We start from the raw sequence: 13,037 nt of genomic DNA on the forward strand, positions 1-13,037 counted from the left end.
TCCGGGCCAAGAGCCCGGAGCATCCTACCCTTAAACCCAACGGCAAAGTTGTAAGGCTATGCGCGCTAACACCGTCATCATGATCATCCTCGCTGGAGTGTTCGGCGTGCTGGCAGTGGTGCTTGCCAATATCTGGTTAGCCAATCAGCGCAGCGCCATGGCCCAAACGGGCGTCGTACAAGGCAGCACTGTCGTCGTAGCGGCAATGCCGCTGAAATTCGGCGATACGCTGAGTGCAGACAAATTGCGCGAAGTCGTATGGCCGGCGGGCGCGGTCCCAACGGGCGCCTTTAAGACAACGAAAGAGGCTCTGGCCGGAGAAGGCACCAGGCAGGCTCTTCAAACCATTAGCGCCAACGAACCTGTCCTCGCCAGCAAGATCACCGGGCCAGGCCAACGCGCCACACTTTCGGCGGTGCTTGGCGAAGGCATGAAAGCTGTTTCCATCAGGGTGAACGACGTGCTCGGCGTCGCCGGCTTCGTCTTCCCCGGTGACCGGGTCGATGTCTTGCTGACCCGAACGGTTCGCGGCGACGATGGTGCCGACAAGAGTTTTGTCGATGTGCTGCTGCAGAGCATGAAGGTGCTCGCCATCGACCAGGTGGCCGATGTGAGCAAGGAAAGCCCAACCGTGGTGAAGTCCGTGACTCTCGAGGCCAGCACCAGGGATGCGCAGAAGCTGACACTGGCTGCAGGCGCCGGCCAATTGTCGCTGGCGCTGCGTCAGGCAGCTGCCAACAAGGGCGAGACGACGGAACGGGTAACGCTTTCCGACCTGACCGGTGAAACGCCGGCCGATGTCGCCGCCAGGCAGGCGGAGCTCGACAAGAAGGCAGCGGCGGAAGCGGCAGCAGCAGCCGAGCGCAAGCGCGCCGAGGACAAGATTGCCGGGTTGACCCAGGCCGTGGAAAAAGTGGGAAGCCGTCTCGACGAGCTTGGCCGGGCCAAACCGGTTCCTGTCGCGGCACCGGCGACCAAGGAAGTGGTCAAATACGTGCAGCCTGAGCCGCCGGCACGGGCGACGGTCGGCGTATTCCGAGGTGTGAAGCTCGAAACATATGACGTGCCGCGACAACAATAAAGTGCGGCGAAACGGATGCCGCCAGTGGCAGCGAGTGGGGAGGCGGAGATGCGGGGATATTGGCTGGGGATAGCGACGGTTGCGTTGTCGTGTCTGACAGCGCTGTTGCCGTCGGGGGCCAATGCGGCCGACCGTTTCATCGACGTGTCGACCCCTGCCGTCCATCGTATTTTCCTGCCGATGTCGCAATCGGTAACGATCCAGGTGAGCGCCAATCTGGGCGATATCGTTGTCGGCGACGAGAAGATCGCCGATGCCCAGCCGATGACCGACCGCACGCTTTACGTCATTGGCAAGGGCGCGGGCACCACCACGGTCAATCTGTTTTCGACGGACAAGCGCTCGCTCGGCGCCCTCCAGATCGAGGTCGGCGTCGATGTCAGCGACATGGCGCAGGCAATCCGCCAGGTGGCGCCGAGGTCGCGCATCGAAATCGGCTCGGTCAATGGCAAGGTCAGGCTTGGCGGCCATGTGAAAGACGGCGCCACGCTGGCCTCGATCCTGGAGGTGGCGCAGCAATATGGTCCGGACGCTGTCATCAACTCCGTCATCGTCGACGACAGCCAGCAGGTCAATCTCGAAGTGCGCGTGCTGGAAGCGAAGCGCAACGCCGGGCGCGACCTTGGCGTGTCGATCAGAAGCACGAACGGCGATGGCACGACCAAAACCGGAACCGGCATTGCCGCTGTCGACAAGGACAAAGTCGTCCTAGGACCGGGAGCACTGCTTAGCAATCTGCTCACTAACTCCAGTCCTTTCGGAGCGCTGCTCACTCGCGTCATCGACAGCAACATCAAGGTGGATCTGTATATCGAGGCGCTCGAGGCCAAGGGGGTTGTGCGCACGCTCGCCAATCCAAATCTCACCACGCTGTCCGGCGAGCCAGCCAGCTTCAACGCCGGAGGCGAAGTCCCGATCCGCAGCATCGACAAGGATGGGCTGATCCAGATCGACTATAAGCAGTTCGGCGTCAATCTCGTGTTCACGCCGGTCGTGCTCGTTGACGATAAGATCCATATCAAGCTGGCGCCGGAGGTCAGCGACCTGACCGGCTTCACCACCGCCGGCGATCCTATCTTCACCAACCGCAAGTTGACGACCGTCGTCGAATTGCGCGACGGCCAGAGCTTCGCTGTCGGCGGGCTTCTATCCAGCAAGACCACCAAGCAGCAGGAGCAGGTGCCATGGCTCGGTCAGGTGCCTGTCATCGGCACGCTGTTCCGCAATTCGAGCAGCCAGAAGGAAGAGACCGAACTGGTGGTGATCGTAACGCCGCACATCGTGCGGCCGGTGAAACCCGGTGAGCAGCTGGCGACGCCGTTCGACAAGACGCGGCCCGCCAACGATCCCGAATTCTTCGTGCTCGGCCAGCTTGAAGTGACCAAGGACATGGTCCGCAAATATGAACTGGGCGAAGGCGTCACCGGCCCCTATGGCCACATGCTCGACTTCAAATCGAAGGACAAGATGCTCTATGTCAAGAAATAGCACCTTGATCCTCATCCTGTGCGCCAGCGCGCTGTCAGGCTGCGCTGCGGACTATCTGAACCACTACGATTCGGTGACCTTGGCCGCGGGCGACACGCAGAAATACAATTCGCTGCTGCAGACGGTCGATCCGCTCAATCCGAACTCAAGGAATACGAAGATCGAAGGCGACGGCGCGCGCGCTGCCGCTGTTGCCCAGGGCTACAAATATCCACCGCCACCGCCACCGCCGCCGGCCATCACGGTCAACGTTGGTGGGTCGGGCGCGACAACGCAGTGAACTGAACGGAAGGACGCGGAGGGCGCCGGGCATGCGAGGGGCTCTGGCGCAGGAAAGCAGAGAGTAAGGTCATGTTGGGGACCATTCGGGCCTTCTGGAACGATCAGCGCGGCATAGCGATGATCCTTGTTGCCATCATGCTGCCGGTGATTATCGGTTTTTCGCTGCTGGTCATCGATATGTCCCGTGCCAACAGCCTGCACAACGATCTTCAGAAAGGCGCCGATGCGTTTGCGCTCGCCGCGGCGGCTGAACTCGATGGCGGGACCGATGCGATAATTCGGGCGAATAGCGCTCTTGCCACTCTTGTCAACAATACATACCGCTTCTCCGATCAGGGCAACCAGCAAACATTGGCATCGAGCGGCACTACCTGGCGCTACCTAAGCAGCCTGCCGGCCAACGACAGCGACCCTATCACCAGCGCAAACGTGACCACGGATGCGACCCTCGCTCGCTTTATCGAAGTGACTGTAACGCCAACCGGTTTCGCGGCGATATTTCCTGCTTCGTTTCTTTCCGGGAATAGCGCCAGCAACAGCTTCACTGTCGGAGCCAGGGCCGTCGCCGGGTTCAACAGCGCTGTGTGTGATCTGACGCCCGTCTTCATGTGCAATCCGTATGAAATGGTCAATGGCACCAACGCTGCCGGGGGCATCACACTGCAGCAGGCGGTGACTGAGAGGCGATACCGGCGGCGGCTCATCCAATTGCGAACCGTGGGCGGAGGAGCTGCCTATTTCCCCGGCAATTTTGGCTTCCTGAGCACCGACGGGAACGGCGCGAAAGATCTGGCGACCGCACTTGCCTCGTCGAAACCGCAGGCTTGCTTCAGCAAACGTGGCGTAACCACGGAGACTGGTCAAAAGGCAGGCAAGGTCAAGGCTGCCATAAATCTGCGCTTCGGCATGGAGGAGCCGGGTACACCCAATGCCTTCAAGACTCCGGAATTTGGACCTGCATCAAATGTCCGCAAAGGTGGCTACCGAAATAACAGCGGCAACACTTGCCCGGGCTTGAGTGACTTCGATTTTGACGTAGCGGGCAAGACGCAAAGCCTCGGATTGGACAACTGCTTCGCTACAGGAAACTGTCCATATCTGGGTGGACGTATGGGAGATGGGACCTGGAATTTCACGACCTATTGGAACATCAATCACCGCATTGGAAACAGTGCCAATCCGAAGCCAATCCCTTCAGATATTGCGGGCACGGGAACCAATCTGCCTACCCGCTACGAGGTTTACCGTTCCGAAATCAGTCATAGTCTGATCGCCGACCCGTCTCCCAATCCTGCGAAAGAGACTGGTGTGCCCGAGAATAAATGCCAGCCTGCAGTGACAACAGTTGATCGCCGGCTCCTCTACGGAGCGATAATCAACTGCCAGGCATTGCAGGCGGATCCCAACGTCAACCTTAGCGGCAAGACGCCAAATCTTCCGGTTGAGGCGTTTGCCAGCTTCTTCCTCACACAGCCCATAAGAACCGATCGCTGCACCGGCAAAGGAACGACCTGTTTCGACTACGACGCGGACATATTCGTCGAATTGGTTGACGTCACCGGCCACGCCGGCCAAGGCACGCTAAACAATTTTCTCCGCGACGAACCGCAGCTCTACAGGTGATGTGATGCTGTCGGTATTGAGGTCATTGTTCCATAAGTTTGGTCGCGAGGAGCGCGGCGCGGTGCTTGTCGAAATGACGTTGATTACGCCCTTGATGATCAGTCTTTCGGCGGGCGTTTTCGAATTCGGAAATCTTCTCCACCAGAAGCTGCTGATCGAAGCTGGCCTCAACGATGGGGCACGCTATGCAGCACGTTGCAACCAGACGTTCAACACCGCGCTCAACTGCGTCACCTATGCAAAAAACATCGCTGCCACAGGATCATACAACTGCGGTGGAAATTGCGCGGTTGCAAGCCGGGTCGAGGGTTGGCTGCCGGCGGCCGTCACGGTCGATCTCAACCATCTCGTCATCGCGGTTACTGTCGACCCAAATACTGGCCTAGCGAACTACCACAGCGCGACCGCCAGCGTTCGTGTGGTCCGGCTCCAAACGTCTTTCACATACACCGGCGCGTCTTTGCTCAACTATCTCGGCCTAGGGCCGATCACCTTCTCTGCCGGCCACGAAGAACGATACACCGGGTGGTGAGATGCACAAACTAGCCCGGTTCAAGAAAGAGGAAGACGGCGCGGCTATGGTGGAAGCCGCCATCAGCATAACACTGCTGCTGATACTGACCCTTGGCTTCGTGGATTTTGGCTACGCCTGGTATCAATGGGGTGCCGCGACCAAAGCCGTGGAAATCGGGGCGCGTATGGCTTCGATCTCAGACCCAATCGCACCCCAAATCGCGGCGGCTGGACTGACGACAGTACCAGGCGATCCGATCCCTGTAGGCAGCTACGACTTTACCTGCAATGGCGCCACCAGCACTTGCAGTTGTGTCGGCACGGGATGCGCGGCAACATTCACCGCCGCCAATTTCAACAAGATCTTTCGCGGAGACGCGACGGGCACCGGCACCTGCCCGCCGCTCGCCGCAGGACAACGGCCGGGCATGTGCCATTTCTTTCCCATGCTCCAGCCCGCCAATGTGGTCGTCCGATATGTGGCCACGGGATTGGGTTATCAAACCCGTCCGGGCGGGGCGGTGCCAACAATTACCGTCAATTTGCAGGGCGTGACATTCCAGTTCTTCTTTCTCGGCGCCTTGCTCGATTTCAACAACCTCACAATGCCCTCCATGCTGAGCACGGTCACGGGCGAAGACCTGAAGAGCACCGCGCCATGAACGCCATCAACACCAAGGTTACGCCGACCAAGCGCAAGCAGGTGGCGCTGTTCTCGTCGGATCCGAATTTCAAGCGCGATGTGGCGACGCGGCTCGATGCGCTGGCGATCTATGATGTCAAGGTTTCCGAGACGAGCGACTTCCTCAAGGGTCCGCCGGCCGATACGCGCCCTGGCATCGTCATCCTCGATCTCGGCAATGGAGAGCTGCTCGGCAGGCCCGGCATCGTCGAGGCGCGCGCGCTGTGGGCCAGCGTGCCGCTGATCGCGGTTTCCGACGAGCTGAGCTCGGAGCAGACGCGCGTTTTGGTGCGCATGAACGCCTCGGACTGGCTGCACAAGCCGCTCGACGGCAAGGAGCTGCTCAATGCGGTGACCTTCCACGACACCGGCAACCAGGGAACCAAGAGCCGGATCATCACCTTCATCAGCGCCAGCGGCGGCGCCGGCGCCACGACGCTGGCGCTGTCGGCGGCCGAATTCCTGGCGTCGAAATCGGCTGAGCGCGCGGCGTCCACCTGTCTCGTCGACCTCGATTTCCAGAGCGCCAATTGCGGCGCCTATCTCAATTTGTTCAACCAGTTCGACCTTGCCGGCATCATCGGCCAGCCGGAGCGGCTCGATGTCGAGCTGATGGATGTCATCAAGCTGTCGCGCCCGTCCGGCCTCACCCTCTACGCGTTCGAGCGGCCGCAACTGCCGTTCGAGCCGCATGGCAGCGATTTCGTCTTCCGGCTGCTCGACCTCGTCGCCTACCGCTTCGACGACATCGTCATCGACCTGCCCAATCTGGAAACGCCCTGGCACAATTCCGTGCTGTCGACGAGCGACGAGATCTTCATCGTCTTCGAACTCAATGTCGCGTCGCTGCGGCAGGGCAAGCGGCTCTACAAGAAGATCCGCGAGCTGCGCGGCAATGCGGTCAGCATCACGCTGGTCGCCAACAAGCACAAGCGCAAATGGTTCGGGAACCATTTTTCGCGCAGCGAGCTCGAAAAGATCTTCAAGGCGCCGCACATCAAGTCGGTGGCGCTCGACAACGCGCTTCTGACCGACGCGCTGAACAGGGCCATCCCGCCTTCCGAAGTAGACGGGCGGGCGCGCTTCAACAAGGATCTGAAGCGGATGTTCAAAGAGCGGCTCGATGACGCTGCCCGATAGATACCGGATCGCCCCAAAGCGCGCCGGCGCCTGCGTGCTCGGCATGGCGCTGGCGCTGTTCGTCCACGACTTCGCCGAGGCGCGATCCGCACTTTCGGAGCGGCCGCCGCTGCCGGCGATGGGACCCAGCCTGCGCAAGGCCGTTGCCTTCGCAACCGCCGAGCAGCCGGGAACGATCATCATCCGCAAGGACGAGAAGGCGCTTTACCTGGTGACCCGCCAGGGCCAGGCGCTGCGCTACCAGATCAGCGTCGGGCGCGACGGGTTCGGCTGGACCGGCATCGTCAAGGTCGGGGCGAAGACCGAATGGCCGGAGTGGCGCCCGCCGCAGGAAATGCGCGCCCGCCAGCCCGAGCTGCCGAAAATGGTGCCCGCCGGCCCCTACAATCCGCTCGGCGCAAGGGCGCTTTACCTGTCGCGGGACGGGCGCGACACGCTCTACCGCATACACGGCACCAACGACCCGTCGGGTGTCGGCTTCGACGGGACATCGGGCTGTTTTCGTCTCACCAACACGGATGTGATCGATCTTTTCAAACGCGTCGCGGTCGGCGCAAAGGTGGTGGTCCAATGACGATGATCAGCGAACCGGACATGCCGGCGATCGATGTCGGAAACCAGGAACAGCGCGAACCGGCTGCCGCCGGGAAACCCAGCAAGGCAAAGACGATCGGCGTCATCGTCGCCGGTGGCGCGCTTCTGATCACCGCAGTCAACATGGCGGCCGCGGTTTATCTCTATCGGGGCATGAGCGACCTGCGTTTCGTCGAGGCGCGGCTGGAGCAACTCGGCGCGTTCGAGCAGCGGATCGCGGCCCGGCTCGACACGGTCAACAACGGTTTTCAGAGCCGGTTCGAGAAACTGGACAGCCAGTTGCAAGGCAGCTTCAACGAGATCGATGCCAGCATTGCCCGGCTGGGGCAGACTATGCCGGTCGCCGGCGGCGAGGCCATGCCGGGTGCGGAAGAGCCATCCGAGATCGCCACCAGCACGCTGGCGCAAGCGCCCGAAGCCCTCGACGGCGAGAGCGCGAGCGAGCCCGGCGTCATCGAAGCGCCCGCACCCAGGAGGAGAATCGCATCGGCGTCGCCCCCTGCCCCAAGCTCCAACTACCAGCGCATCCAGCAGCCCGACGGCAAGGTCTATTACCGCCGGATCAACTAGACCCAGCAGAGCCCGGATCGTGCAAGGTGTAAGTGGCGAATGATCTAGAGATCGCGCTGCAGCGCCAGGATGCGGATGGCCCGGACGGACCGCTCCCGCGCCTCGGTGAGAAAGGCGATGTGGCAGTAGGCACAGGCCACGAAGCCCGAAAGCAGCACCAGGCTGTTCTTGAAGGTGAAGTCGACGGCCAGCGAATAGGGAAGACCCTTGGGCGACGTGAATTCGGCAATCGTGCTCGCCGTTTCCGAATGGCTGCCGACCGCGATCATCAGCCCGGCGAAAATCAGGGCGATATGGTTGGCGAGGAAGAAGAAAGCCGACCGCTTGGCGTGGCACGCCATCCAGCAGACGATCGATGCGGCGGCAAGGATAGCGGCTTCGAAAGCCATGGAACCGCCCAGCCAGACATCCACCTGCTGCCAAAGCACCGTCGACAAGGGGCGCAGTTCAAGCCATAGCCACCATGCGGTGGGGCTGGCTGGATAGATGCCCAGCAACAAGGTCGCCATGCGCTCCCCTGCCAGGACCGCCAGAATGAGAAACGGAAAGGCGAAAAGCAGGAGCGGCTTGCGTTTCATGTTCCCTCGACAATCTGCAGGCCAGGATAGACCACATAGATTGCTCAAGGCTTAACAACCCTACTTCCGGCCCTCTCCCGATTGCGAGCGTTCCAGGACGGCGAAGAAGATCACGGTGAGCAGAAGCACGATCAGCAGCAGCACGAACGCGGCTGCCGCGCCTTCGTTGAGCGAAAGGCCGAGAAAGGCACGGCGATAGGCAAAGAAGCTCAGCACTTCGGTCGCGTTGCCCGGCCCGCCCTTGGTCAGGACATAGGGCAGATCGTAGGTCCGGAATTCGTTGATCAGCTGGATGATGATGGTGATCGCCGCGACCGGCCGAAGCATCGGAAGCGTGATGTAGAGGAATTGCTGCCAGCCGCGCGCGCCGTCCACTTCAGCCGCCTCATAGGGATCGCGCGGCAAAGCGGCGAGTCCCGCGGCGAGGATCAGCACGACGAAGGACATTTGCTGCCAGATGTCGATCGCCGCCATCGTCCAGAGCGCCATGCCTGGCGTGCCTAGCCAGTCGAGGCGCGGCAGGCCTGATATCTCCATGAGATGATTGGCGATGCCGAGATTGGGCTGGAGCAGCATGCGCCAGATCAGGGCGACGCTGATCGGCGACATCGCCATGGGAATGGTCAGAACCGCGAAATAGACCGGCTTCATCCGGACCGTCCGGTTGAGCATCAGGGCGATGCCGAGCCCGATCACGAATTCACCGACCACGGTCACCGCCGAATAGCGCACGGTGAGCCAGAGCGCGTTCCAGAACAGCTCATCGCCGATCATCGAAGCGAAATTCTTGAACCCGACAAGCGGCAGGAGCTGCGGCTTGATCAAGGTCATCGAGGAGATCGAGAGGATGCAGGCATAGGCCAGGGGAAAGCCCATCACGATCGCCAGCAGCAGCAGGCCGGGCAAGGCGAAGGCCCAGCCGGTCCGCCACTCGCGGCCACGGGCAGCCCATCCTTTTTTGATCGCATTGTGCATCGTGGCCGAGCCTTGGTGGGGGTGGCGTTGCTGATCTCGTCAAGATCCGGGGTCTGGAAAATCCGGCGCGGCTGACATCGCCGCGCCGGGTCTCCTTGCCGAGCCGGACCGCTATTTGTCGAGGAGCCCCTGCAGGCCGTCGGAAGCTGCCTTCAGCGCCGCGTCCGATGTCGCCTGGCCACCAGCCGCCAGCGAAAGCTGGGTACCGAGCAGATCCTCGTATTGCGCCGAATAGGTGAAGATCGGGAACGACTTGCCGGTCGCCACCACATCCTGGGCGGTCTTGTAGAAGGGATATTTCGCCAGCACCGCCGCATCGGCATAGACATCGCTGCGCACGGGCGCGTGGCCCTCGAGCGCGCGCTTCACCGAAACATCCTTGCTCTGCACCCACTGGATGAAGGTCCAGGCGGCTTCCTGCTCTTCCGGCGACGTGTTCTTGGGAATGCCCCAGCCCCAGCCGCCGCTCTCGCCATGGCCGCCCGGCATCACCGACAGGCCGACCTTGCCGGCGACCGTCGGACACTTCACGGCATCGTCCATCTGCGGCAGCATCCACCAATAGGTGACCATGCTGAAGGCGGAACCGCTGCACATCAGACGCATGGTGTCGTCGAGCGTCGCCGACACGGCACCTTGCTGGGCGCCGTGCTGGATATTGTCGACATAGAGATCGAGCGCCTTCTTGGCCTCTGCCGTGTCGAGGCTCGCCTTGCCGTCGGCATTGAGATAGCTGCCGCCGGCGGAGAACAGGTAGTTGGAGAATTCCATGCTGTTGGGATCGCCGCGCTGGCCCTGCATCGCGGCCCCGGCGACACCGGCATTGGCCTTCATGAATTTGGAAATCGCCACATAATCTTCGAGCGTCGTCGGCAAAGCGAGCTCCTTGCCGGTTGCCGTCTTGTAGGCGGCCTTGAGCTTCTCGTCGCCGATCAGGTCCTTCCGGTAGAGGAGGCCCATCGAGTAGTTGTACATGGGCACCAGGAACAGCTGGTCCTCGGTTCGGCCGAGCAGGTCAAGCGTCGAGGGAATGAAGGGGCTCAGATCGTATTTGGATTTCTCGACGAAGGGTTTCAGGTCGGCCAGCCAGCCGGCCGCCGGAAATTCGCCGGCCCACAGGAAGTCGACCTCGAGCACATTGTAGTAGCTCTGCGGCGCGGTCAGCTGCGACACCAGCTTGTCGTGCATGTCAGGATAGCCGATCTTCTCAAACTCGACCTTGATGCCGGTCTGCTTCTCGAATTCGGGCAACAGCGCTTCAATGATCTTGGTTTCCGGCACGTCCTCCATCAAGGCGTGCAAGGTGATGGGCTCAGCCGCCCTGGCCGGAAGCGATGCGCTGACAACAGCTGCCCCGCTCACGGCCGTCATCAGCATTTTGATCAAGGTCTGCTTGTTCCAAGTCATAACTCTCTACTCCTCTTTCCCTCTGGACGCGGCGGTGATCCCGCCACGATTTCATAACCGGCTAGCGAGCCATGTCGGCTCTCGGAGCGGCCGGCCTATTTCACGCTGCCGAACGTCAAGCCCTGGACGATGAAACGCTGGATGAAGCGGGAAGCCACGACCAGCGGCAGGATGGCAAGGACGACGCCGGCAGAAACCTTGGCGATCTGGACGCCGTTCGAGGTCTGCAACGCCGCAAGCGCAACCGGTATGGTTGCCGTCTTCGGCCCGCTCAAAACCAGGGCAAACAAAAACTCATTCCACGCCAGGATAAAGCCAAGCACGCCGGCGGCCGCGATACCGGGCATCGACACCGGCAGGACAATACGCCAGAAGGCGCCCCAGGCGGTCGCGCCGTCGGTCATCGCCGCCCATTCCAGATCCACTGGAATGCCCTCGAAGAAGCCCATCAGTATCCAGGTCAGGAAAGGCAGGTTGAGCGCGGCATAGACGATGATCAGCCCCGTCAGCGAATTGCTGAGCTCCAGGCTTCGGAACAGCGTGAAGGTCGGCAGCACCAGCGCCACGGGCGGCAACATCTGCGTCGCCAGAACGGCAAAACGCGCCCAACGACCGCCCGTGCGGAAGCGGGCGAAGGCATAGCCGGTCGTGGCGGCAAAAGGCAATGCGAGCAGAACCGAGCCGAGCGCGACGATCAGGCTGTTGAGGTAGGATTGACCGAAGCGGCTCGACAGCAGCGCCGAATAATTGTCCGTCGTAAAGGCCGGCATCAGCTCGTTGCTGTAGGACAACTGCTCGGGGACGAAGCTTGTCCGCAGCACCCAGAGCGGCGGCAGCAGCACGATGGCGCAGACGACAATCAGCCCGAAATGCAAGCCGAAGCGGCGACGAAAGGCCGGCCGTTCGTTTCTGTCCATGCTGGTCATCGCGTGGCCCCCATGAGGCTCGGCCGCGCGATGACCAGTTCGGTTTCGGGATCAAAGAGGTGCATCGGCAGCGGGTCGATGTAGAGTTCGACCATCGAGCCGACGGGCGCCGTGAAATAACGGCTGAGGCGGGCGGCGATCTCCAACGGCTTGTCGCCCCCCGCGGGGTGAGCATCATCCCTGCCGGTGGCGTGACCGGCAATCTGGCCGATCAGGACGTTCTCGGCGCCGAGAGCCTCGACGGCCACAACCCGTACGGCAATCTTCTGCCAGTCCGGCTTGTCGGGGCTTTCGTGGAAATCCTCGGCCCGCACGCCCAGAATGACGCGGCGCCCGGCACGCTCGCCATAAGCGTTGCGGTGGCGGGCGGGGACGGCAAGCACGGCACCGCTGTCGGTCAGGACGGAGAGCCCTTCGCCAGGTGCGGCCTGAAGCGTGGCCGGAATGAGGTTCATCGGCGGCGTCGCCAGGAAGCGTGCGACGAAGGTGTTGACCGGGTCGGCATAGACTTCAAGCGGCCGGCCGGCCTGAATCAGGCGACCATCGCGCATGATGCATATGCGGTCGCCCATGGTCATCGCCTCGACCTGGTCGTGGGTGACATGGACGATGGTGCGGCCGAGGCGCCGGTGCAGCTTCACGAGTTCGAGCCGCATCTCGGCACGCAGTTGCGCATCGAGATTGGACAGCGGTTCGTCAAGCAGGAAGGCCGCCGGTTCGCGAACGATCGCCCGGCCGAGCGCGACACGCTGCCGCTGGCCACCCGAAAGCGCTGCCGGCTTGCGGCCGAGAAGATTCTGCAGACCGAGCAGGTTAGCGGCGTCTGCAATCTTGGCATCGATGACCGCCGCGTCGGTGCCGCGCATCTTCAGCCCGAAGGCCATATTCTGCCGCACCGACATGTGCGGATAGAGCGCGTAGCTCTGGAACACCACGGCGACGTTTCGGTCGCGCGGCGCGACATTGGCGACGCTCTTGCCACCGATGCGAAGATCGCCGGAGGAGATACTCTCCAGACCGGCAATCATCCGCAGCGTCGTCGACTTGCCGCATCCCGACGGACCGAGAAAGATCACGAATTCACCATCGGGAATGGTGAGATCGACCTCATGCACCCCGTAATTGCCATTGCCGTAGAGCTTGGAAACGCGATCGAGCTCGATAGACGCCATAGACTT

General features: G+C 61.8%; 14 protein-coding genes. 9 read left to right on the top strand and 5 right to left on the bottom strand.

The window, feature by feature from the left end:
* Positions 1–58: 58 nt before the first annotated feature.
* From cpaB to A4R29_RS21170, 9 genes are all read left to right on the top strand, one after another.
* Positions 59–1,081 (top strand): Flp pilus assembly protein CpaB, encoded by a 1,023-nt coding sequence (gene cpaB, locus A4R29_RS21130; protein WP_063172809.1) that lies wholly within the window; start codon positions 59–61, stop codon positions 1,079–1,081.
* A 48-nt stretch (positions 1,082–1,129) separates the two neighbouring features.
* A complete protein-coding gene (locus tag A4R29_RS21135; RefSeq protein ID WP_063172810.1) occupies positions 1,130–2,569 on the top strand; it encodes a type II and III secretion system protein family protein in 1,440 nt (479 codons plus the stop codon).
* On the top strand, positions 2,556–2,849 hold the full coding sequence (locus A4R29_RS21140; RefSeq protein ID WP_063172811.1) for a hypothetical protein: 294 nt from the start codon (positions 2,556–2,558) through the stop codon (positions 2,847–2,849). Before A4R29_RS21135 ends, A4R29_RS21140 begins: the two co-directional genes overlap by 14 nt.
* 71 nt (positions 2,850–2,920) lie before the next feature.
* On the top strand, positions 2,921–4,474 hold the full coding sequence (locus tag A4R29_RS21145; RefSeq protein WP_063172812.1) for a TadE/TadG family type IV pilus assembly protein: 1,554 nt from the start codon (positions 2,921–2,923) through the stop codon (positions 4,472–4,474).
* 4 nt (positions 4,475–4,478) lie between these two features.
* Positions 4,479–5,006, top strand: a complete 528-nt coding sequence (locus tag A4R29_RS21150) for a TadE/TadG family type IV pilus assembly protein (RefSeq protein WP_082827582.1) — start codon at positions 4,479–4,481, stop codon at positions 5,004–5,006.
* 1 nt (position 5,007) lies between these two features.
* Positions 5,008–5,649 (top strand): TadE/TadG family type IV pilus assembly protein, encoded by a 642-nt coding sequence (locus tag A4R29_RS21155; RefSeq protein WP_063172814.1) that lies wholly within the window; start codon positions 5,008–5,010, stop codon positions 5,647–5,649.
* Complete coding sequence (locus tag A4R29_RS21160) at positions 5,646–6,809, top strand: CpaE/TadZ family protein (RefSeq protein ID WP_063172815.1); 1,164 nt, start codon at positions 5,646–5,648, stop codon at positions 6,807–6,809. The genes A4R29_RS21155 and A4R29_RS21160 overlap by 4 nt, the downstream gene beginning before the upstream one ends.
* Complete coding sequence (locus A4R29_RS21165; RefSeq protein ID WP_063172816.1) at positions 6,793–7,383, top strand: L,D-transpeptidase; 591 nt, start codon at positions 6,793–6,795, stop codon at positions 7,381–7,383. Before A4R29_RS21160 ends, A4R29_RS21165 begins: the two co-directional genes overlap by 17 nt.
* A gap of 20 nt (positions 7,384–7,403) precedes the next feature.
* The gene (locus tag A4R29_RS21170) at positions 7,404–7,973 is read left to right on the top strand and encodes a hypothetical protein (protein WP_244506850.1); all 570 of its coding nucleotides are present in this window, start codon (positions 7,404–7,406) and stop codon (positions 7,971–7,973) included.
* Positions 7,974–8,017: 44 nt separating this feature from the next.
* Here A4R29_RS21170 and A4R29_RS21175 read toward each other — a convergent pair whose 3' ends face one another.
* The 5 genes from A4R29_RS21175 to A4R29_RS21195 all read right to left on the bottom strand — a co-directional run bounded on the left by A4R29_RS21175 (position 8,018) and on the right by A4R29_RS21195 (position 13,031).
* Complete coding sequence (locus A4R29_RS21175) at positions 8,018–8,551, bottom strand: hypothetical protein (protein WP_063172818.1); 534 nt, start codon at positions 8,549–8,551, stop codon at positions 8,018–8,020.
* A gap of 60 nt (positions 8,552–8,611) precedes the next feature.
* Positions 8,612–9,526 carry a carbohydrate ABC transporter permease gene (locus A4R29_RS21180; protein ID WP_013530273.1) on the bottom strand — a complete coding sequence of 305 codons (915 nt, stop codon included), beginning with the start codon at positions 9,524–9,526 and terminating at the stop codon, positions 8,612–8,614.
* A 111-nt stretch (positions 9,527–9,637) separates the two neighbouring features.
* Positions 9,638–10,933, bottom strand: coding sequence for an ABC transporter substrate-binding protein (locus A4R29_RS21185; RefSeq protein WP_082827473.1), 1,296 nt, complete (start codon positions 10,931–10,933; stop codon positions 9,638–9,640).
* 95 nt (positions 10,934–11,028) lie between these two features.
* On the bottom strand, positions 11,029–11,859 hold the full coding sequence (locus A4R29_RS21190; RefSeq protein ID WP_013530271.1) for a carbohydrate ABC transporter permease: 831 nt from the start codon (positions 11,857–11,859) through the stop codon (positions 11,029–11,031).
* Positions 11,856–13,031, bottom strand: a complete 1,176-nt coding sequence (locus A4R29_RS21195) for an ABC transporter ATP-binding protein (protein WP_013530270.1) — start codon at positions 13,029–13,031, stop codon at positions 11,856–11,858. The genes A4R29_RS21190 and A4R29_RS21195 overlap by 4 nt, the downstream gene beginning before the upstream one ends.
* Between the last annotated feature and the right edge of the window lie 6 nt (positions 13,032–13,037).

The sequence above is a fragment of the Mesorhizobium ciceri biovar biserrulae genome, from assembly GCF_001618845.1.
GTDB lineage: Bacteria > Pseudomonadota > Alphaproteobacteria > Rhizobiales > Rhizobiaceae > Mesorhizobium > Mesorhizobium ciceri.